A 21151-nucleotide genomic window follows, 5' to 3' on the forward strand; every position below is an offset into this window, starting at 1 on the left:
TTACTTATCACATCTTTAAAATACCTGTACTATAAATGAAAGCTGCCCGCGACTCAGTAGAGTGATATGAACAACCGTTCGTCTCAAACCATTCCTGTACTTATCTGGCGTTCTGTCATACAAGCTGTCGTATTGGCAGTGCTAGCAGGCTTTTTATTGCCTTTTATTTATGGTTTAGTGCATCACTATCAAGAAAAAAGCCAGCATATTCAACAGCTAGCATCTTTATTAACGATTAGCGCATCGACTGCTGATGGGGCAGATGTTGTGGCTGAACAAGTTAATATCTTGTTGGAAAGCGAGCCGACTATTCAAAGTATTGTATTCTATGCAACCTCTGAGTCAATTGGAGCGGTAAATCCGTCGCTTGATGACTGGAAAAATGCTCTATTTGCGCACACTGTCAGCTTTAATTATCCAGTGGTTAGTAAAGACATTGATACTAGTAGTGCAGTATCTAGTAACTCTGACTCTGATCAACAGCTCACAATGGCTCTATCAGATATTATGAGCGAATCATCAGCGCCAGATTCGTCGTCTGGGGTGGTGACTGAAAATAGTACATTGATTGGTTATATCAATATTACGATGGATGTAGAGTTGCTACGTTTACATTGGTTCCAGAATATCCTTTGGTTATGGCTGTCAATAGTGATGATGATTGTTGCTTTTGCTTTATATATATTTAGGAAGCTTAATTGGCCAGTCAAGGATATTGAAGCATTGACTCATGTTTGTGATATTGTCACAAATAACGCAGATCTAGAGCAACTTCCAGTTATTCAACAGCAATTCAATTTTCAAGAACTGACCCAAATTAGAAAAGCATTGATCGTGTTGTTTAATCGTCTGCAAGAAGCAAGACAAGGTTATGAGACTCTTGCGGCTTTTGAGCAGCAATTGCACAACAAAGATGTGTCACTTGATGTGCAGTTGCACAATTTTCAAAGCATGATTTCTCATGAGTTAAAAACGTCATTGAATGCAATTGTAGGCGGTTTACAACTATTGGAGCATGAGACTCTAAGTACAGAGCAAAAAGACGCGATAGAGATTATCAGTAGTGGCAGTGATAAATTGGTATTGTCTTTAGATCATATTATACAGCTGAACCAAATCCAAAAAGGTCAGATAAAAATCCATAAAAATGAGTTTAACCCATTACAGTTAATCGCCGATCTGCTAGCCAAGTTTGAAAATACAGCTAATCAAAAGAGCTTGAGATTAATCAGTAATATTCATCATATAGACTATAGCTTATACGGTGATTCAGAAAAAATATATCAGATACTATCAATACTGCTCAACAATGCCATTAAATTTACGCCTGTCGGAGAAGTTACGATTACGTCGCAACTGACACATTTTAATAAGAGTAATCGGTGGCAGATTAGCGTGAAGGATACGGGTATTGGTATCGATAATGAACACCTAGACGATATATTTAATCCGTTTTTTCAGGTAGATTCGTCGCAAACACGCCAGTACGAAGGCTCAGGAATTGGCTTGCCAATTGTTAGACAAATGGCACAGCTTATGGGTGCCACTATTGATGTCGATAGTGTGCTTGGCGTGGGTACACAGTTTACGCTGACCATAGCGATGCCCAATCAACAGCAATCAAAACAGCAGCGCTTATTGTCTGGCCTAACGATTATTTATTATTACTATCATGAGACAGGCTCTTTATTGGATGAACTGGAGTATTTAGGAGCTACAATTATTTGTCGTCAAAGCTCTCAACTTGTCATAGAGGGAATGCGTAAGCAAAAAGTTGACATGGTAATGTTTGCTGAAGATGTTTTTCCAGAAAATGCAGAACTACTGGCCAAGCGAGTGCGTCAGTATGAACGTAATGAAGGTAGTAAGAGTGAGCATCGCGCGTTATTGGTATATTGGTATCCACAGCATCGGGCGCGCTATGTAGACAGTTTTGAGTATGGTTTAAAAGCAGCTGGCGTTGATTACTGTCATATTGCTACCTATAAAGAAAAAGCGTTAAGCGACCTATTAAAACAATGGTTGGTTTAGTCGTATTTCTATTTATGAGATCTGTTTTCTCTGGTCGTCAGTCATAGACATTCTACTAAGAATGTCTTTCGTCTCTTGACTACTACCTCACTACTACCTTACTACCAACGCCCTTTCTAATTAGAGTAAATATAAAAATAAAAAAGACGCCTGCTTTACGGCGTCTTTTTAAACGGTTTTTGACCAGTATTACTTTCTAAAAATCCTCTTAGAAAAGATTTTTGACCCAGCGAACGATATGTTCCCAAGTACGGCTCATAAAGCCTGACTGTTCGATATTATTGGTTGCAATGATGGGAACTGAAGCTACCGCTTTACCATCGATGACAGCCATCATTTTACCAACTTCCTGACCTTTCTTGATCGGTGCTTCTAAGCTCTCAGGAACGTCAACCACCGTTGTGATTTTATTTTTTTGTGTTTTGCTGGTTAGAATTTGCAAGTTGTCGCCAGTTGCCAATTCTACTTCGTCAGCTTCTCCAAACCATACTGGAAGCTTGCTGACAAACTGTACAGTGGGTGCTTTGGTAACGGTTGTAAAGTGCCCGAAGCCCCAGTTAAGTAGCTCACGTGATTGATCAGCGCGCGCCTGTTGGCTCTTTGTACCCATAATGACAGATATTAAGCGCATGCCTTCACGGTTACTAGAGGCGACTAAGCAGTAACCTGCGGCATTTGTATGGCCAGTTTTTAGGCCGTCAACTGTTGGGTCAGTAATGAGCAAAGCATTACGGTTACCTTGAGTAATGCCATTATAGGTAAACTCTTTTTCTGCGTAGATACTATAGTAGTCGCCACTGTTTTTGATAATAGCGCGAGCAAGTTTAGACAAATCCAAAGCGGATGCTAAATGGCCTTCATCAGGCATACCAGTAGCATTGACAAAGTTAGAGTTCTCCATGCCAATTTTTTGCGCTTGTTCGTTCATCAGGATTGCAAATGATTCCTCACTGCCAGCGATATGTTCAGCCATGGCTTTTGATGCATCATTACCTGATTGAATGATAATACCGCGTAGCATGTCGATGACGCTGGCGGTTTTGTTCACAGGCACATACATACAAGATTGGCTGCTACTACCACGGCACCATGCGTTTGGACTCATCAATACCTGATCATCTTCTTTCAGATCACCTGACTCCAAGCGCTGCTCAATGATATAACTGGTCATCATCTTAGTTAGAGATGCTGGCGGTAGTGCCTCATTGGCGTTCTTTTGGGCCAAAATTTCGCCAGTGTTATAGTCCATCAACACATAGGCTGTATTATCCATCTCAGGTGGTTGTATGGCCGCGTTTGCCATTACTGCACTCATCGAGATACTTACACCAACTACCAGCTGTATCAGCTGGTTTTTCACACGCTTTACTGTCATATATCATTACACCGCATCATGGAACCAAATGTATTTATCGCTTATGTTTTGTACCTATTTTCATACATTATTTTAAGCAGCATGTTTTAGATGCAGTGTTTAAAATAATGTATTGGCAAAAATAGTGACGCCTACACAATAGACATAAAATTAACGCCTTATCTTAGCAAAATGACTACCGATGGGGAATCGATAAATGCAAAAATAAGGTCAGCTTGAAAAGAAAAACAGAGGCCTATCATATATTCGTCGTAACTATAATCTGACCAATTTCTATGACAGAAAATTTAATGCTCATAAAAAAGCCTGCTGCACTGCTTGTGGTTAACAAGTGAAGTGACAGCAAGCTTTGGTGCTATAGATACTTAAACAATTAGTTGATGAGGTTTGCCTAGTCAACGTTATAAAAGGTATATAGCGTTTGTTTTGTTGTTATTGATATCGTCATTCGCAAACTATAATGCTAGTAACAGAACTAAGCTAACTGAGTGTCTAGTAGTCTGCGTTCGCTAAATCTTGACATAGTGCTTTGTTTTCTTGCTTCGAGAATCCCATCGTCCAACCGCGAATACCTTGAAGTATCTGACGATAGTCCTGTTGTGTAGATAAATATTGTATAGCAGCTTTTGGATCTTCTAAAGTCGGCATCAGTTCATGCAATTGGACAGTATACGACTTATAAAACCGCTGTTTTTGCTTGCCGTTTAGCATTGGTGGGCATATTTCTGATAGCACCTGCATTACTGCAATTTCGTGCTTAGTAATGTTGATACCAGATAGGTCTAGCGGAATGGTCGTACCAGAATCATTTGCAGCATTAGAAGCTTGAGACAGCATAGCAACAGATGTTATCAATCCTGCAATCCCAACTTTTGAGGCAGTGTTTGCTATCACAGAAGCTATAGATAATATCGATTGTTTATTCATTCAGTATTACACTCGCTCGTCTTTATTTAATGGTCATATGTTAATCGGTAAGAAAACAAAAGTCACATAAAATATTGATTTATGTGTAGATATCTTGTGAGCCAAAACCATTTTTTAGCAACATATCAGTAGCATACCCTAATGACGTTACTTCAGTATCATTACATCGGTTTGTATTGTTGTAGGGTGTTGCGTATTGTAACGCGATGCTTAATCGAGTAATTACTGTCTATTTGACGCAGATTTTGTCACGTTATTTTTATCATATAATCATCAGCGTAATACTAAGAATGATACTTTGCTCAAGACAGGGTTCGTGTCTTTATATTATTCAGTTATAATCGCCTATGCCATCAAAATGATTATTTTTTACTAGACTGAAGCGTCATGTTGTTGGAAAATTAAAGTAATATGCTTGTACTTTGAATATGGTTATCGTCATTTGATGGCTGTTTTAATCAGAGACTATACGACAGCAGAGTTATTCAATAGAAATGTAAGTAATAAAATATTAACCACATATTGAGTAGAAATGAGATTTTTAATTAGTAATGATGACGGTGTATATGCGCCAGGGTTATTGGCACTGTCTCAAGCATTATCAGCTATTGGTGAAGTGGTCGTCGTCGCCCCCAATGATGAACAAAGCGGTTATGCTAGCGCGTTGAGTGTCTCAAGACCACTGCATACGCACCAGCTGCCCTCTAAGTTTGTAGCGGTAAACGGTTCACCAGCTGATTGTATTTATTTAGCATTACATGAGTTATATCGTGATACTGATTTTGACTGTGTAGTTACAGGCATTAACTCAGGGGCTAACTTGGGGCAAGATGTGATGTTCTCTGGTACGTTCGGTGCTGCATTGACTGCGCAACTATCTGGTATTCCTGCTATTGCAACGTCTTTGGTAGGTGGGGGCGTCAAAAATGGCGGACAAGAATCGGCCAGTGATTATAAAGTGGCTGCACATGAAATTGTCAAACTGCTTACTGAAACTTCGATTTTAGAGGTTCTCAAAAGTTTGCCCTATCATGTATTAAACGTTAATATTCCTGACGTGCAGCATACCGATGATATCAAGGGTCGAAAAATAACCTCATTAGGTCATAAGCAAGTTGCTCAGCCAGTACGTCACATGATAGATCCTCGGGGTCGGGATGCGTATTGGTTATCTCTACGCAAATGTAAAAGTGGGCGACCATTAGAGACGTCAGTTGATACGATGCAGGTGAATCAGGATGCAATGACGGATTATCAAGCCATAGAGGCAAGGTATGTCAGCTTGTCACCAGTATGTCTACATCATACGCCAACGGTAGCGCTAGATAGATTATCAACACTTGCGCTATAAACATTATAAGATATCATCCACACCAGCGTACTAAACACAACCGTGTTATGAGAATGTCAAAAACTTTTGAGTGATATCAAGAGCTTTTGAATGATTAAACCATGAAAGAGCAACACAAAGAATAGGAACCTTGTATGAAAAAAATCATAGCTGGAGCGCACCTTGTTAAAGCCGCGTTGATCGGTACTATGGCAGTCGCTACTCTATCTGTAGTCGGTTGTGCAACTAAGCCTACATATCAATCAGCGAACCAGGCAGGTCCTAAGATTATTACTAACGCGCAAGGCGTCCCTAACTATCATCGTGTACAACGCGGCGATACGGTCAGCCAAATTGCAGGGCGCTATCGATTGAACTATCGTCAAATTGGGGCGATGAACAATTTAGATAGTAAATACACGATTTATAGTGGTCAATGGCTTAAACTGTGGCAAGGCAATGCGGCAACTACTGCAAGTAACAATCGCTACAGTGCCCCAGTTCAATCTCAACCAACTTATACGCCACCTGTGACCCAATCTCAAACACCAGCCTATGAAGCCACTGCCAACTCAACCTCTGGTTATGACTATCCTACGCGCAATCCAGTGACGCGTAATATTGACCCTGCCGCAGGTAATATGGGTATGTGGTTTGCAGGTAAAGTTGGTGATCCAGTACTTGCCAGTCAATCGGGAACTGTGCTTTACTCAGGCAATGGTTTACCAGAATATGGCAATCTAATTATGATTCGTCATAGCGATGATTACATCACAGCTTACGCGCATAACAGTCAATTGCTAGTAAAAGAAGGCGATACAGTACAGCGTGGTCAACGTATTTCTAGTATGGGTAGCAGTGGTCAAACCAATGAGGTAGGCTTAGAGTTTCAAGTTCGCTTAAATGGTAATCCTATTGACCCGCGTAGCGTACTTGGGCGTTAGATTTAAATAATAGCTACGGATAGCTTGGCGACTGTGAGTCATTTTATTTATTCATGTTTGAGATTTTTTATGAGATTAAAAAAGCAATACCTCACCTTTGTGCCAGCATTAGTGATGGTTGGGTGTACAAGCCAACAGGCAATGCAGAGTAAACCTGTTCGTCAAGGCGGCGTTGAGATTACTCAAACTCAAACCGTTCAGGTCAAGCCAACACCTGCACCAGTGGTCAAGCCGCAGCCTGCGCCCAAACCTAGCTATACTAGCTTTTCTGATTGGAAGTCAGACTTTTCTATGCGTGCCATATCGTCAGGCTATGATACCCAAGTGATCAATCGATTACTCGATTCTGCTTATCTAAATCAACAAGTGATATCGTTAGACTCGGGCCAGCCTGAGTTTTCTAAGATGCCATGGGAATACGTAGATTCTGCGGTATCAAGTGGACGTGTCAGTGTAGGGAAGCGCAAATTTGCCGAGCAACGTGCTTATTTGTCTCAGCTAGAGTCTCAGTATGGGGTTAATGCAGAAATTATCGCTGCGATATGGGGTATGGAGTCATCGTTTGGCGCTGTAACGGGCAATAGCGATTTGCCAAGTTCCCTTGCTAGCCTTGCTTATGATGGTCGTCGTCAAGCGTTCGCTGAAACGCAGCTACTATCGTTAGCGACCCTGCTACAGCGTGGTGACGTATCATGGTCACAGCTCGATGGCTCTTGGGCTGGCGGTATGGGGCAAACACAGTTTATCCCTGAGACTTGGCTCAAACAAGGGGTCGATGGTGATGGAAATGGACATCGTAACCCTTGGGCCACTGGTGATGCACTAGCGTCAACGGCCAACTATCTCAGTAACTCAGGTTGGGTTCGTGGCTTAGCGCCATTTTACGAGGCAACCGTACCAGCTTCGTTTGATTACTCAGTAGTTGGTAGCAAACAACCTGCTGCTAGATGGGCTGCGATGGGCGTTGATACGATAGAGGATGTTTACTTAGATGCCAATACTCAGATGGAGCTATGGTTGCCAGCCGGTAAGGACGGTCCAGTATTGCTGTTGAGCCCAAACTTTGATGTAATTAAAGTCTATAACAACTCATCTAGCTATGCACTAGGAGTAAGCTTGCTTGGTAAGTCAATTGATGGACAAAGCGGTCTACGAAAGTCATGGCCTCGTTATGAACGTCCATTATCGACCACGCAAGTGACTAACTTACAACGTCGTTTGACTAGTATGGGTTATGATACCAAAGGTGCTGATGGTATCGTGGGTACCAATACTCGCATGGCGTTCCAGCGCTGGCAAGCAGATAATGGTCAGACGCCAGATGGTTTCATTACTCAAAACAGTGCGTCTTCATTAGCGTCTTGGTGAGCTAAGGTAGCTACGATGATACAGTGGATAAAGGTGACTATTTTTAATTGTACTTAGTCACTATTCATTAACCACTGGTCATTAGGCGTTAGTTTACTTTTTTCTATAAAAAGCACCTTGCCTAGGTGCTTTTTTTGTCTCAATCTATGTTTGATTTTACCGACATCTTTAACTCAATGAATAATGCAATAAATATCAAATACTGAGACCAGTTCAATCTGATTTCATCTAAAACTTATCAGGACAAGGTTAATACAAGAAAGTTGATACTTTGAATGATAGACTCTAGATAATGTATTCTTTAACGATGACTTTTACCCATAGTTTCTAATGACATTTTACAAAGACCATTTTTAATAACAGTTTCGATTATAAATAATTAGAACAACAGAAAGAGCGTGACCTTATGATTACCATGGAAGAATTACAAGCTGCGATACAGCAACGGATAGATAATTATCATATTACCGACTTTCCGCTACAAAAAAGAGCCGTTCACACTCGAGAGTTGTTAGACAGCTTAAATTATATACTGGCTCAAGATATTGCTTCTCCCTTCGATGTGCCGAGACAAAACCTGTCTGCAATGGATGGCTACGCGATTGCCATAGGTAGTGAGTTATCAGAAAACAGTACGATAGAAATCGTTGGTGAGTCGCAAGCTGGCAGTGCTTATACTGGTGAAACAGCAGCGGGGCAAGGGGTACGGATTTTTACTGGTGCAGTTGTGCCAGATTGCTGCGATACGGTTATTATGCAAGAGAATACAAACTTTGCAGATATCAGAGCGACCGTTGATAAATCTCGACCATATAACATCACGCTCACGCAAACGGCCAAAGTTGACAATAATATTCGCTCACAAGGTGAGGAGATTGAGTCTGGTGAAGCCGTTTTAAAAATTGGCAAGCGCCTGAATCCTGCAGATATTAGCTTACTTGCGAACCTTGGTGTTAGCCAAGTTGATGTGTATCAGCCGCTCGTCGTCGGTGTGCTGGCAACAGGTGATGAACTTGTAGCTATTGGTAATGAGCTGCAAAGCCTCGCTCAAATATATAACTCCAATACCCCAACATTCAAAAGCCTGCTATCAGATCTGCCTATCACTATTCGTGATTATGGCATTATCCCTGATAACTTAGAGCAGACAACGATCGCGATCAATGAGGCCATGCAAGACTGTAATGTACTGGTTTCTACTGCAGGTGTGTCAGTTGGTGATTATGATTTTTTAACCACTGTAATTGAAACGTTAGGTCAGATTAACCATTATAAAGTGGCGATGAAGCCTGGTAAGCCTTTTGTATTTGGTGAGTTGAACAAAAACCTCGATAAGCCAGTATTGTATTTTGGCCTACCAGGTAACCCGCTCTCTACGGTTGTGGGTACGCTACAGTTTGTGATACCTGCATTATGGCAAATGTCAGGTGCTAGCGTATCAGAGCAACCGATGCCACTAACTATCAAAGCCAAACTCACCAGTGACATTAGAAAATCTCCCGGCCGCAAAGACTTTCAGCGCGGCGTATTGTCACGTGACGAGACAGGTCATTATCAAGTTGAGTGCTTCTCAAGGCAGCAGTCACATAGAATCAAGCAGCTGAGCCGCGCCAACTGTTTTATTGTGTTGGACAAAGACAGTGGTAATGTAGCAGCTGGTCATGACGTCGTTGTACAACCGTTTCCTTGGCTACATCGCTAATTCACCGTTTGCCAATTTATTGTAAGGTGGTCGCACAAAACTAAAAAGCAATCCTATAACCTTACACTGGTATGCTAAACACGAATAACAAAGTAGTGCTTATAGTAAGCAGTACTGATGGCAGTAACATATGATTGATGACAACATAGATGACAAACATAAAATAGATAGCCCACAACTGTATTCACCGAGCTTAGCACCTGCATTATCTGATAGCTACATAGAGCGTTCGTCAGTTGTGCCTACTGAACAAATGAGTGAATATCACCAGCCGTTGACCGATGGGTTTTCACGCCGGTTGACTTATTTGCGCTTGTCGATTACTGACTTCTGTAATTTTCGTTGCGAATATTGCTTACCAAATGGCTATCAAGGTAAGCGCCCTGATGATGAGCTGAGTATCTCTGAAATTGCGACCTTGGTACGCGGCTTTGCCCAAGTAGGGACTAAGAAAGTTAGAATCACGGGTGGTGAGCCTTCTATTCGTCGTGATGTTGTCGAAATTATCAAAACGATTAAACAAACGGACGGTATTGAGACGGTTGCGATGACCAGTAACGGCTATAAATTAGGTAAACATATAGCTAACTGGCAAGCTGCTGGACTCGATCAGCTTAATATCAGTATGGACAGCTTCGATGCCGCTACTTTTCACAAGATGACAGGCTTTGATACCTTGCCGCAAATATTGGCTGACATGGATACATTGCTAGAAACAACTGATATTAAACTGAAAATAAATAGTGTCCTAATGGCAGAGACTGCCTTTGAGAACTTAATCACGGCGATTGACTATGTCAAAGACAGACAAGTGACCTATCGCTTTATTGAATTTATGCAGACCAGTGACAATAGCGATTTGTTTTTTGCTCAGCATGCTCAATCTGATATTATCACTGATTATTTGTTAGAGAATGGTTGGCAGCCGCACGAGCGCGGTAGTGCCGATGGGCCAGCAGTAGAGTACAGCCATCCCGAGTATGTCGGTCGTATCGGTATGATTGCGCCATATGCGGCGCACTTCTGTGATACTTGTAATCGCCTGCGGGTAAGTAGCCAGGGCAAGGTGCATTTGTGTCTATTTGATCAAGGCAACTATGATATCCGTCCATACTTACAGCAAGACGATATCCAAGGACTGGTGAACACTTTACATAGCTTTATGCCAATTAAGCCTGAGCACCATCATTTGCATGATTCTAATAGTGGCATCATGCACAATCTGTCGATCATCGGCGGCTAAGATATTTTGAGCCTGCAATCATTTTCTAACATAGCTTTTTTGATACAACGCATCTTGAATATCATTACAAAATAACACCTATAAAGGATTATCTATGAGTAAGCCTGCTGCACAATTTACACCACTTAATATCGCTGTATTGACCGTTTCTGATAGCCGGACGCTGGCAGAGGATACGTCAGGCCAGTACTTAGTAGATAGCTTGACCGAAGCAGGGCATCACTTGGCAGATCGTCAATTAATCACCGACGATATTTACCAGATTCGCGCAGTCATTAGTGGTTGGATTGCTAGTCCAGACGTTCATGCGGTTATTACAACTGGCGGTACAGGGTTCTTTATCAGAGATAGCATGCCAGAAGCTGTGAGTGTACTGTTTGATAAGTCGATTGATGGTTTTGGTGAAATGTTCCGTCTAGTCTCAAAAGATGAGATCGGTATGTCTACCGTACAATCGCGAGCAGTTGCTGGCATGGCTAATGGTACGGGTATATTCTGTTTACCAGGCTCTTCTGGTGCGTGCCGTACTGGTTGGGAAAATATCCTAAAAGATCAGTTTGATAGTCGTACTCGTCCGTGTAACTTCGTGCCGCATTTTTTGGTACAAAATCCCAATCATACTTAAGCCACGATTGAGCTATGAGTGATATACAATTGAGTTTGATGGTAAAGGTATAATGACACAGCGCTCAAATACTTTGGATAATTTGGCCAGTTTAGCCGGTGTGGTTATCTTGGCAGGCGGGGCATCGAGACGTATGGGAACGGCTAAGGCAATGTTGACGCTACCGTCAGGTGAGCAGCTGCTAGACTATCATGTTCGTCATGCGAGCAAGTTAAATACTCCTATATTGATTGCAGATAATGGGCGTGGTTTTCAAGTTGGTTCAGATATAAATCTAGAGAACCCTAATTTGCCTGTTATACATATTAGTGATTACGGTTCTGATTCTGATAAGCAGATCGATACTGGCGGCGCATTGGTCGCTATCGAATCAGCCTTACAAACATTGGTCGGTTTGAATGATTCAGGCGCATCAAAAAACGTACAAGTATCGTGGTTACTGGTTATCAGCTGCGATAGCCTAATACCAGCAACTGACTTGTGGCAGAAATTACAATGTGAAAAGAGCCTTGCCGCCGATGAGAAAGTAATTTGCCTAAAAGACGACAGTCACCTATATCCATTGTTAGGGCTGTATCAGTTAAACATCGAACCTGATTTGAAGGTCTATATAGATAGCGGACAGCGTAAGGTGATGCAGTTTATTGAGCCGATTATGCAACCTGTACCATTTAGCAAAGTGTGGCAAAATCTAACCAACTTCAATACACCTGAAGATTTTAAGCAGGCATGTGCCGCTCTACAAAAATAAAAAAAATATCACATAAGAAAGGTTATATAAATGAGTGACAGCGTTCAGATAAATCAGCAATCTACTTTATCTCACTTAGACAGTGATGGTGATATTACCATGGTTGATGTCAGTGGTAAGACAGCAACGACGCGAGAATCTAATGCTACTGGTCAGGTACGCTTTCCCAGTGAGATTTATGCGAAGATTAAAGCAGCTGATGGAATGACTAAAAAAGGCAGCATCACACAAACAGCTCATATCGCTGGTATTATGGCGGCCAAACGCACTCATGACCTTATACCGCTTTGTCATCCACTACCACTAGATAAGATCGGTTTAAGCTTTGAGTATAACGATGCGCTCAGTAGTGTCATGGTCAGTGCGGTGGTCAAAGTCACGCATAAGACAGGGGTCGAGATGGAGGCGTTGACAGCGGTTAGCGTTGCTTGCTTAACTATCTATGATATGACCAAAGCGCTATCGCATGACATCGTTATAGATGATATTCATCTGGTGAAAAAGACAGGTGGCAAGTCAGATTATAGTCATGCTTAAAGTGACAAAGTTGTAGAGTGTGTCATCAGTCAATCAATCAATTAATCAATAAAAATATGCTAAATGCCAAGCAAGGAAGATTGCATAAGAGGGAGAGTTTTATGAGTGTTATCGATATGACAGCTGATATCGAATCAACAATGAATATCAATGTCATGTATTTTGCCAGTTTGGCTGACGAGGCCAAGTGTCAGCAAGAGACAGTTAGCGTACAGCAGGATACGTCACTAACTGAACTATACAAACAGCTTAACCAAAAGCATCGCTTTAGCCGTTTGCAGTCAGAGCTACGCGTTGCAGTAAATGACTACTTTGCTAAATGGACTGACCAGATAAATGATGGTGATAGCGTGGTTTTTATTACCCCAGTCGCTGGTGGTTAAATGAGACTGATTAATAAGCTATAAAGCCAGAACCAATATAAGTAGAGCAAGCAGAGAAAATACATGACCGATAATGTCCACGACCACTCAATGACCATCAAACGTAGTGCTGACGAAGCTTACCTTATCGCCGAGCGTGATGGTTTTGCGCTACTAGATATTGCTATAGATGAGGATAGGCTTAAAAGCACGTTAGATAATGACAGCTGCGGTGCGTTTGTCTGCTTTGAAGGGCGAGTGCGCAACCATAATAATGCCACCAGCGTTGATCGCCTTACCTATTATGGTTATGAAGGTTTGGCAATCAATCAGGGCCGTGCCATTATAGAGGAGGCCAAAAAGCGTTTTGAAATTACGCATGCTATTGCGATACATCGAATTGGTGCTCTAGAAATTGGTGATGTGGCTGTGTGGGTTGGAGTAGTGTCAGCGCACCGTTATCCAGCATTTGATGCTTGTCGTTGGATATTAGATACCATCAAAGCGGATATTCCTGTATGGAAGCAAGAATACTACGAAGACGATTCGTCTAAATGGCTTAGCAATAATGGTTAAGTCATCAGTTATTGTCTGTGTATCTGCTTGTCTACTATTGTTGCTAAATGCTTGTACGCAAGACAAAGACGCTAATACGCCGCTTGCTGATGATATCACTGAGCAACCTCACACATTGCGTATCGCTGCGGCTGCTAACTTATCTGATGTACTACCTCATATTATTGATAGCTATCAGACTGATAACAGCTCGTCTTCCCAAAATATTTTAGGTATCTCAAATATTGAAGTTACTTATGCCTCTTCTGGTAAGTTATATGCGCAAATTAAAGCAGGGGCACCTTATGATATATTTTTGTCTGCCAATCAAGATTTTCCTGCTAAATTGGCTGATAAAAATTCAGCTGGTACTACTAATGAAGAGCGTAAACTAACCAAGCCTTTTACGTATACCAGAGGTCAATTAGCGCTCTATAGTGTCACCAAACCTTTAAATAATTTTACGCCAACATCGCTAGGTGATGTGTTTACCAGTGCTGACTTTACTCAGGACAGCAAAGTAGCTATCGCTAACCCTGACCTTGCTCCTTATGGCGCCTCTGCAAAAGCCTATCTGCAATCACAGAATATATATGATAAGTTGAATGCTCAAAAAATTTTGATACAGTCAGAGAATATCGGTCAAGCATTTCAATATGCGCATACGGGTAGTGTGGACTATGGTTTTGTCGCACAGTCTCAGCTTGTTGCGATTAAAGCCAAGCCTGAGCAATTTATTACTTTGCTGCCAACGTCTTATCCAGCTATCTTACAAGATGGGATAATCGTTCATAACACTGATCAAGCAGCAGACTTCACCGACTACCTGCGCTCAAAAGCAGGGCAGCAGCACTTCTTACAAGCAGGCTATCTGGCCGTCCAGTAATACGTTAGACTAACCCCTCTCATCATAGAACGAGCAGTGACATTATATGATTGACCAGTCTCTTATGTCAGATATGCTCAGTCCATTTTGGGTGAGCATCAAGCTAGCTTGTGTGACCACTTTATGTCTATTACTATTTGCGACGCCTATCGCTTATTGGTTGGCTAAGCCGAGTCGCATAAAAGCAATAGTACGTCTTAAGGTACTGCTCATGGGCATCATTGCGATGCCTCTGGTACTACCACCCACCGTGATTGGTTTTTATCTATTGTTACTGCTCAGTCCTAGCATGGGCATCGGTAAATGGTTGAGCGAGCATAACATCAGCCCGTTGATTTTTACCTTTGAAGGTCTGGTCATCGGTTCTATTATTTACTCATTGCCTTTTTACATACAACCCGTGTATGCACAGTTTTTACGTATTCCGAAAAGTGTCACGGAGGTTGCTCATCTGTTAGAACCAAGCCGTATGCGACGGTTTGTGAAAGTGGCTTTACCGCAAGCGCGCATAGGTATTATTTTGGGCAGTTTGGTAAGCTTTGCTCATACGATCGGAGAGTTTGGTGTTGTACTGATGATAGGAGGCAGCATCTCAGGCGAAACTAAGGTGGTATCGATTGCGATATATGAGCAAGTAGAGGCGCTCAACTATGAGGCAGCGCACATGATGTCTGGTGTTTTAATTATTATAGGTATAGTGATGGTGGCGTTGATCGCTAGTGTGAGCCGAATCAGTCAACGTTCATAGGGCTAAAATATTTGCATACAAGTTAAGTGTTAGATAGCGCAGCAGCTATATAGATGAGACTTAAACAAAGTCTATAGACACAAAAAAACCTCAAACAATCTAATGCTTGAGGCGAAACTTGCTTAAACTCGTAAGTTTAAATTCGTTTTAAATATGGCGCAGCGGACGGGACTCGAACCCGCGACCCCCGGCGTGACAGGCTAGAACCACTAAACTTTATAAATCGTTATTAAGTTATATTAACCTATAAAAACATACATATCAATATCTTAAGTCAATAAATAGCTATGACGTTTGGCGCAATTTAAGACATTTTACGTGAGCTATATTCCATATTTTGGTCACTAAAAATGTTTAATTATTGCACATTAGAATTCGAAAAAAGCATAGTAATTATACATGTTTTTTTTGCGTTTATTATTTAGATTAACGTTTTTAGATTATTATCTATTAGATATATCTGGAAAATTAGCTTCTAAAGTTTAAGGAATGGTCTATCCAGTTCAACCACCAAGCCACCCTTTATCCAAACCATAATCTATCCATTTTACCTTTATCTGATCGGTAATATTCGCGTTAGGATAAGTAAATACAGTACCGCCAAGATAAAGCTCATCTCCGATTTTATACGGTTTTTCTTCAAAGGTCAGAATCTCTGTATCCGCATCCCAAGAAAAAGAAGTGTCCTCCATTGCCAGTAAATAAGTGTTGTCTTTAGTCGTTACCTCTTCAGTGTTCCTAGCTAAAGCAAGACAGTTATCCACACTTAATATCTGCCTATCTACTAGCTAACTCTCATCTTTATACTTTCTTTATATCCTGCCTATTTATCTTAATAACACTTTTATACTTCTCTCAGCATACTAATGACATTATCCAATGAGCAGCAAGGTCTTAGTAATCTTGCGGCAATTAATTGACTGATCTTGGTGTTAGGAGAGTGCTATGGAAGTATTTTCAGGGCTTATCGCCCTAGGTTTATTTGTCTATTTGCTATACGTACTGATTAAACCGGAGGCGTTCTAATGACCATCCAGGCTTTATCTCAGTTGATTATTTATCTTCTCATTTTATTTACTTTGGGCTATTTTTTATCCGGTTATATCATGCAGCGTATGCAAGCACCGATATCTCGTCTTGAATCTCGTGGTTTTACGGCACTTGGCATGCTTGGGCGGGATGCAAAAGGTAATGTTGCATCTGGGATGAATTGGAAACAGTATGCCTTAGCTATTGTCTGGTTCAACATCCTTGGCTTTTTGGCACTATTTATCTTGCAACTGGCGCAAGGTAATTTGCCGCTCAATCCACAAGCAATGACAGGAGTCACTTGGGACTTGGCTATGAACACGGCCATCAGTTTTATGACCAATACCAACTGGCAGGCTTATGGCGGTGAGAGCACGATGAGCTATCTCACGCAAATGATGGGTATGTCGCTACAAAACTTTTTATCTGCAGCAACAGGTATTGCCGTCGCTTTTGCCTTGATGCGTGGCTTGATATTTAAGAAAAGCGCTCACCTTGGTAATGCGTGGGTCGATTTATGGCGCTGTAATATTTATATCCTATTACCGATAGCGACAATCATCGCGCTTCTATTAATGAGTCAAGGTGTTGTACAAACCTTATCGACCTATATGGACGTGCAAACCCTTCAAGGTGATACCCAAACTATCGCCTTAGGACCAGTCGCGTCACAAGAAGCGATTAAAATGTTAGGTACTAACGGCGGTGGTTTCTTTAACGCTAACTCTGCCCACCCGTTTGAAAATCCAACGCCTTTTTCTAATTTAATTCAGATGCTCGCTATTTTTCTTATTCCTACTTCACTGTGTTTTTGTCTCGGTAAGATGAGCGGCAACCTGAAGCAAGGGGTGGCGATATTAGCAGCCATGACCGTATTGTTTGTCGGTATGTATTCATTAACGGTGAGCAGCGAGCTTACTGGTAATCCTTGGTTAACGTCACAAGTGTCAGGGCTAACCGCTGCTGATGTCAGTGGAAATATGGAAGGTAAAGAAGTGCGCTTTGGTATTGTGGCTTCATCGTTATTTGCCACTATTACTACTGCAGCATCATGTGGTGCGGTAAATGCGATGCATGACTCATTTACGCCCATGGGCGGCTTTGGTTTGATGTTGCAGATGCAGTTAGGTGAAGTGGTATTTGGCGGTGTCGGAGCCGGACTGTACGGCATGTTGCTCTTTGCAATATTGGCGGTATTCGTATCAGGACTCATGATTGGACGGACACCAGAATATCTTGGTAAAAAGATTGAACCATTTGAGATGAAAATGGTTGTATTAGCATTACTTGCAGCACCCACTATGGTGCTAATGGGAACGGCGATTAGTGTGATGACTACGAATGGTCAAGCAGGGATTTTTAATCCTAGCGCCCATGGTTTCAGTGAAGTGCTGTATGCCTTTAGCTCTGCTGCCAATAATAATGGTTCTGCTTTTGCAGGGTTGGGGGCCAATTCGGTCTTTTATAACTCCATGCTTGGGCTTGCGATGGTGGTTGGGCGTTTTGGGGTCATCATTCCAGTACTGGCTTTGGCAGGATCGTTGGCGAAAAAACCAAGACTTGAAGTCAATAGCGGTACTTTACCGACGACCACGCCATTATTTGTGGGTCTATTAGTCGGAACTGTGCTGATGATTGGCGCATTGACTTTCATTCCTGCGTTAGCGCTTGGACCTATTGTAGAGCATATATGGATGATGAAAGGTTAGCCGCTGCCTATTTGTCTAGACTTCAGCAAATTTGCCAAAGTCGATAGATTTGATAATTTGATAAATAGGCACTTACCTTTTTAGTGGTGAATTGCTCCCTTTTTATGATTATGTTAGGAATAAAAACCATGAATGTTTCAGTAGATTCTAATAATAAAGACTTAGATGTGCCGCCTCAACAAGAGCCTGATAACTCTGATTTGCCCGAAAAACCTTCACAAGGTCTGTTAGATCCGGCACTGATTAAACCGGCGCTAAAAGATGCGCTACTCAAGCTTGATCCTCGCGTTCAGTGGCGTAATCCCGTGATGTTCGTCGTTTATATCGGTTCATGGTTGACGACCATATTAGCCATTAACATGTTAATTCAGAGTCAAACTGGACTGATCTTTACCTTGTTAATCACGTTTTGGCTATGGTTTACCTTATTATTTGCCAACTTTGCTGAAGCGTTAGCAGAAGGTCGCAGTAAAGCGCAAGCATCGAGTCTTAAGCAGGCACGTCAAGATGTGCAAGCGCGTAAGCTTGCTAGTAGCGACCGATTATCCGCCGCTACTATGGTACAGGCGACGGAGCTCAATCAAGACGATATTGTATTAGTGCAAATGGGAGAAATCATTCCGGCGGATGGTGAGGTGATAGAAGGTCTTGCTTCAGTCGATGAATCAGCCATTACTGGTGAATCCGCTCCTGTAATCCGTGAAAGTGGCGGTGATTTTAACGCAGTCACTGGCGGTACTAAGGTCTTGTCTGACTGGCTGATTATTCGTATCACCCAAGCGCCGGGGCAAGGATTTTTGGATCGTATGATTGCCTTGGTAGAAGGTGCCAAACGTACTAAAACGCCTAATGAGATTGCACTGACTATTTTGCTTATTGCATTAACCCTGATATTTCTAATGGTTTGCGTCACCCTGTTGCCATTCTCTCAGTTTGCAGTGCTCGCATCAGGTCAAGGCGAACCCATCTCTATTGTTATTTTAGTCGCATTACTGGTCTGCCTGATCCCGACAACGATTGGCGGTTTATTATCGGCTATTGGGGTAGCAGGTATGAGCCGTATGATGCAAGCCAATGTCATTGCGACCTCTGGACGTGCGGTAGAAGCTGCTGGCGATGTCGATGTGCTATTGCTCGATAAGACCGGCACTATTACTTATGGTAACCGTCAAGCTTCTTTATTTCTGCCATCGAATGGTATCAACGAGAACTTGCTAGCTGAAGTGGCATTGATTAGCTCGCTAACCGATGAGACGCCCGAAGGTCGCAGTATCGTCAAACTGGCACAAAGCCGTTTTGATATCGATGAGAATATCTGGAAATCAAAGCCATCTGAAAATATCGAATTTACGGCACAAACTCGAATGAGTGGTACCAATATTGAGCAACGCCGCATCCGTAAGGGCGCTTATGACGCCATTGTAAATTGGGTGACAGAACAAGGTGGTACGCTGCCTAATAATCTAGAGCAACAAGTAGAAGAAGTTGCTCGCCGTGGTAGTACACCACTGTTAGTTGCAGACGGTCAGCAGATATTAGGCGTTATTGAGCTCAAAGACGTGGTGAAATCTGGTATCAAAGAGCGCTTTGCTGAATTGCGAAAAATCGGTATTACTACCGTGATGATTACTGGTGACAATCCTTTAACCGCTGCTGCTATCGCTGCTGAAGCTGGGGTTGATGACTTTATGGCGGAGGCTACCCCAGAACAAAAACTTGAGCTGATTCGTAGTTATCAGCGCCAAGGTAAGCTGGTGGCGATGACTGGTGACGGTACCAATGACGCGCCAGCACTTGCTCAAGCTGATGTTGCCGTCGCTATGAATAGTGGGACTCAAGCGGCCAAAGAAGCGGCGAACATGGTGGATTTGGACTCAAACCCGACCAAGCTTATTGAAGTGGTGCAAACCGGTAAGCAAATGTTGATGACCCGTGGGGCGCTGACGACTTTTAGCTTGGCTAATGACGTCGCTAAATACTTTGCGATTATTCCAGCAGCTTTTGCTGGTACTTATCCCGCCTTAAACGTTTTAAATATTATGCATTTGGGCAGCCCAAAGAGCGCTATTTTATCAGCGGTTATTTTTAATGCTTTAATCATTGTATTTCTAATTCCACTAGCGCTGCGAGGCGTCAAGTATCGTCCAAACTCTGCTATTAACCTATTGCGCCGGAACCTCTTGATATATGGATTGGGCGGACTACTGCTACCGTTTGTGGGAATAAAGGTTATCGATATGCTCATTAACGTATTGCAATTGGTCTAATCATTCATAAGGAATATTACTATGTACACTCATTCTCATCCAGATACTGACTCCAAGCCATCACTACAAGATGCAACAGGTAGCAGCAACACACTAGATAACGCTGCTACTTATATGCCAATGCTCAAACCTGCTGTATTACTATTTATACTATTAGGTATCATTTTAGGTTTATGCTATCCATTACTAATGACGGGCGTCGGGCAAGTGACTATGCCCAATCAGGCAAATGGTAGCTTAATAGAAAAAGAGGGGCAGCTGGTTGGCTCTGCGCTTATCGGTCAACAGTTTGACCAACCACAATATATATGGACACGACCTTCTGCTGCGGGTGAAGGTTATGATGCCACCCAATCTTCAGGTAGTAATTTGGGACCTTTAAATCTTGAACTTGCCAGCAATGTTGAGGCGCAAGTGCAAAAGCTTAAGGCGGCTGATCCACAGAATAAAGCGCCGATTCCGATTGATTTGGTGACCATGTCGGGAAGTGGCTTGGATCCACATATCTCACCTGCGGCGGCACAGTGGCAAGCCAATAGAGTGGCAAGTATACGCGGGATAAGTATCGAACAAGTACAAAAAGCGATCAATGATAATACCGATAGTAAGCAGTTTAATGTCTTTGGCGAGCCGCGTGTCAATGTGCTGGCAGTTAACTTAACTTTAGACGAGATATCTACTCTCCCAGTTAAATAGTAAGACAGTATTAAACAACACTACCGGATTAACCAAAAGCCGCCACTTTAATTTACTTTTATTTAA

At 42.1% G+C, this 21151-nt stretch carries 20 protein-coding genes; 17 read left to right on the forward strand and 3 right to left on the reverse strand.

From position 1 onward, the window contains the following. Positions 1-66 precede the first annotated feature (66 nt). Complete coding sequence (locus tag ACT3QQ_RS08990; protein ID WP_444527743.1) at positions 67-2031, forward strand: sensor histidine kinase; 1965 nt, start codon at positions 67-69, stop codon at positions 2029-2031. Between the two features lie 208 nt (positions 2032-2239). On the opposite strand, the gene ACT3QQ_RS08995 is transcribed toward ACT3QQ_RS08990, so the two are convergent. Both ACT3QQ_RS08995 and ACT3QQ_RS09000 read right to left on the reverse strand, forming a co-directional pair. Next, the gene (locus ACT3QQ_RS08995) at positions 2240-3406 is read right to left on the reverse strand and encodes a D-alanyl-D-alanine carboxypeptidase family protein (protein WP_444527744.1); all 1167 of its coding nucleotides are present in this window, start codon (positions 3404-3406) and stop codon (positions 2240-2242) included. A 492-nt stretch (positions 3407-3898) separates the two neighbouring features. Next, a complete protein-coding gene (locus ACT3QQ_RS09000; RefSeq protein ID WP_444519392.1) occupies positions 3899-4333 on the reverse strand; it encodes an MCR_0457 family protein in 435 nt (144 codons plus the stop codon). A gap of 532 nt (positions 4334-4865) precedes the next feature. On the opposite strand from ACT3QQ_RS09000, the gene surE reads away from it, so the two are divergent. From surE to modB, 12 genes are all read left to right on the forward strand, one after another. Continuing rightward, positions 4866-5684: a 5'/3'-nucleotidase SurE gene (gene surE, locus ACT3QQ_RS09005; protein WP_444527745.1), complete on the forward strand. Its 819-nt coding sequence runs from the start codon at positions 4866-4868 to the stop codon at positions 5682-5684. Between the two features lie 134 nt (positions 5685-5818). Then, positions 5819-6607, forward strand: coding sequence for a peptidoglycan DD-metalloendopeptidase family protein (locus ACT3QQ_RS09010; RefSeq protein WP_444527746.1), 789 nt, complete (start codon positions 5819-5821; stop codon positions 6605-6607). A 69-nt stretch (positions 6608-6676) separates the two neighbouring features. Further along, positions 6677-7975 (forward strand): lytic murein transglycosylase, encoded by a 1299-nt coding sequence (locus ACT3QQ_RS09015; protein ID WP_444527747.1) that lies wholly within the window; start codon positions 6677-6679, stop codon positions 7973-7975. 406 nt (positions 7976-8381) lie between these two features. After that, a complete protein-coding gene (locus ACT3QQ_RS09020) occupies positions 8382-9677 on the forward strand; it encodes a molybdopterin molybdotransferase MoeA (protein ID WP_444527748.1) in 1296 nt (431 codons plus the stop codon). A 130-nt stretch (positions 9678-9807) separates the two neighbouring features. Next, positions 9808-10920: a GTP 3',8-cyclase MoaA gene (moaA, locus tag ACT3QQ_RS09025; RefSeq protein ID WP_444527749.1), complete on the forward strand. Its 1113-nt coding sequence runs from the start codon at positions 9808-9810 to the stop codon at positions 10918-10920. 94 nt (positions 10921-11014) lie between these two features. Beyond that, complete coding sequence (gene moaB / locus ACT3QQ_RS09030) at positions 11015-11545, forward strand: molybdenum cofactor biosynthesis protein B (RefSeq protein ID WP_444527750.1); 531 nt, start codon at positions 11015-11017, stop codon at positions 11543-11545. Between the two features lie 52 nt (positions 11546-11597). Beyond that, positions 11598-12296 (forward strand): molybdenum cofactor guanylyltransferase, encoded by a 699-nt coding sequence (mobA, locus tag ACT3QQ_RS09035; protein ID WP_444527751.1) that lies wholly within the window; start codon positions 11598-11600, stop codon positions 12294-12296. 30 nt (positions 12297-12326) lie between these two features. After that, positions 12327-12833, forward strand: coding sequence for a cyclic pyranopterin monophosphate synthase MoaC (moaC, locus tag ACT3QQ_RS09040; protein WP_444527752.1), 507 nt, complete (start codon positions 12327-12329; stop codon positions 12831-12833). A gap of 101 nt (positions 12834-12934) precedes the next feature. Further along, positions 12935-13216, forward strand: coding sequence for a MoaD/ThiS family protein (locus ACT3QQ_RS09045; RefSeq protein WP_444527753.1), 282 nt, complete (start codon positions 12935-12937; stop codon positions 13214-13216). Between the two features lie 63 nt (positions 13217-13279). Next, the gene (locus ACT3QQ_RS09050) at positions 13280-13771 is read left to right on the forward strand and encodes a molybdenum cofactor biosynthesis protein MoaE (protein WP_444527754.1); all 492 of its coding nucleotides are present in this window, start codon (positions 13280-13282) and stop codon (positions 13769-13771) included. Beyond that, positions 13764-14636, forward strand: coding sequence for a molybdate ABC transporter substrate-binding protein (modA, locus tag ACT3QQ_RS09055; RefSeq protein WP_444527755.1), 873 nt, complete (start codon positions 13764-13766; stop codon positions 14634-14636). Before ACT3QQ_RS09050 ends, modA begins: the two co-directional genes overlap by 8 nt. Before the next feature lie 46 nt (positions 14637-14682). Then, the gene (gene modB / locus ACT3QQ_RS09060; protein ID WP_444527756.1) at positions 14683-15384 is read left to right on the forward strand and encodes a molybdate ABC transporter permease subunit; all 702 of its coding nucleotides are present in this window, start codon (positions 14683-14685) and stop codon (positions 15382-15384) included. Between the two features lie 503 nt (positions 15385-15887). On the opposite strand, the gene ACT3QQ_RS09065 is transcribed toward modB, so the two are convergent. Then, positions 15888-16148: a hypothetical protein gene (locus ACT3QQ_RS09065; protein ID WP_020443002.1), complete on the reverse strand. Its 261-nt coding sequence runs from the start codon at positions 16146-16148 to the stop codon at positions 15888-15890. Positions 16149-16329: 181 nt separating this feature from the next. Here ACT3QQ_RS09065 and kdpF point away from each other — a divergent pair, with 181 nt between their 5' ends. The 4 genes from kdpF (at position 16330) to kdpC (ending at position 21085) form a co-directional block, all read left to right on the forward strand. Continuing rightward, entirely contained in the window at positions 16330-16410 is an 81-nt protein-coding gene (gene kdpF / locus ACT3QQ_RS09070) for a K(+)-transporting ATPase subunit F (protein WP_084674193.1), read from the forward strand. After that, positions 16410-18122, forward strand: a complete 1713-nt coding sequence (gene kdpA, locus ACT3QQ_RS09075; protein WP_443536452.1) for a potassium-transporting ATPase subunit KdpA — start codon at positions 16410-16412, stop codon at positions 18120-18122. The genes kdpF and kdpA overlap by 1 nt, the downstream gene beginning before the upstream one ends. 128 nt (positions 18123-18250) lie before the next feature. After that, a complete protein-coding gene (kdpB, locus tag ACT3QQ_RS09080; protein ID WP_226941152.1) occupies positions 18251-20389 on the forward strand; it encodes a potassium-transporting ATPase subunit KdpB in 2139 nt (712 codons plus the stop codon). 21 nt (positions 20390-20410) lie between these two features. Then, entirely contained in the window at positions 20411-21085 is a 675-nt protein-coding gene (kdpC, locus tag ACT3QQ_RS09085) for a potassium-transporting ATPase subunit KdpC (protein WP_198411590.1), read from the forward strand. The last annotated feature ends 66 nt before the right edge of the window (positions 21086-21151 follow it).

This window comes from Psychrobacter sp. AOP7-A1-24, from assembly GCF_052376235.1.
In the GTDB taxonomy this organism is placed as follows: Bacteria; Pseudomonadota; Gammaproteobacteria; order Pseudomonadales; family Moraxellaceae; genus Psychrobacter.

Excerpts from the sequence above, each read along its gene's own strand:
- kdpF (WP_084674193.1), top strand. The coding sequence starts at position 16,330 with ATGGAAGTATTTTCAGGGCTTATCGCCCTAGGTTTATTTGTCTATTTG.
- ACT3QQ_RS09015 (WP_444527747.1), top strand. The coding sequence starts at position 6,677 with ATGAGATTAAAAAAGCAATACCTCACCTTTGTGCCAGCATTAGTGATG.
- kdpA (WP_443536452.1), top strand. The coding sequence starts at position 16,410 with ATGACCATCCAGGCTTTATCTCAGTTGATTATTTATCTTCTCATTTTA.
- ACT3QQ_RS09050 (WP_444527754.1), top strand. The coding sequence starts at position 13,280 with ATGACCGATAATGTCCACGACCACTCAATGACCATCAAACGTAGTGCT.
- modA (WP_444527755.1), top strand. The coding sequence starts at position 13,764 with ATGGTTAAGTCATCAGTTATTGTCTGTGTATCTGCTTGTCTACTATTG.
- ACT3QQ_RS09000 (WP_444519392.1), bottom strand. The coding sequence starts at position 4,333 with ATGAATAAACAATCGATATTATCTATAGCTTCTGTGATAGCAAACACT.
- mobA (WP_444527751.1), top strand. The coding sequence starts at position 11,598 with ATGACACAGCGCTCAAATACTTTGGATAATTTGGCCAGTTTAGCCGGT.
- modB (WP_444527756.1), top strand. The coding sequence starts at position 14,683 with ATGATTGACCAGTCTCTTATGTCAGATATGCTCAGTCCATTTTGGGTG.
- ACT3QQ_RS09010 (WP_444527746.1), top strand. The coding sequence starts at position 5,819 with ATGAAAAAAATCATAGCTGGAGCGCACCTTGTTAAAGCCGCGTTGATC.
- moaC (WP_444527752.1), top strand. The coding sequence starts at position 12,327 with ATGAGTGACAGCGTTCAGATAAATCAGCAATCTACTTTATCTCACTTA.
- kdpB (WP_226941152.1), top strand. The coding sequence starts at position 18,251 with ATGAATGTTTCAGTAGATTCTAATAATAAAGACTTAGATGTGCCGCCT.
- ACT3QQ_RS08990 (WP_444527743.1), top strand. The coding sequence starts at position 67 with ATGAACAACCGTTCGTCTCAAACCATTCCTGTACTTATCTGGCGTTCT.
- surE (WP_444527745.1), top strand. The coding sequence starts at position 4,866 with ATGAGATTTTTAATTAGTAATGATGACGGTGTATATGCGCCAGGGTTA.
- moaA (WP_444527749.1), top strand. The coding sequence starts at position 9,808 with ATGATTGATGACAACATAGATGACAAACATAAAATAGATAGCCCACAA.
- ACT3QQ_RS09045 (WP_444527753.1), top strand. The coding sequence starts at position 12,935 with ATGAGTGTTATCGATATGACAGCTGATATCGAATCAACAATGAATATC.
- ACT3QQ_RS09020 (WP_444527748.1), top strand. The coding sequence starts at position 8,382 with ATGATTACCATGGAAGAATTACAAGCTGCGATACAGCAACGGATAGAT.
- ACT3QQ_RS08995 (WP_444527744.1), bottom strand. The coding sequence starts at position 3,406 with ATGACAGTAAAGCGTGTGAAAAACCAGCTGATACAGCTGGTAGTTGGT.
- kdpC (WP_198411590.1), top strand. The coding sequence starts at position 20,411 with ATGTACACTCATTCTCATCCAGATACTGACTCCAAGCCATCACTACAA.
- moaB (WP_444527750.1), top strand. The coding sequence starts at position 11,015 with ATGAGTAAGCCTGCTGCACAATTTACACCACTTAATATCGCTGTATTG.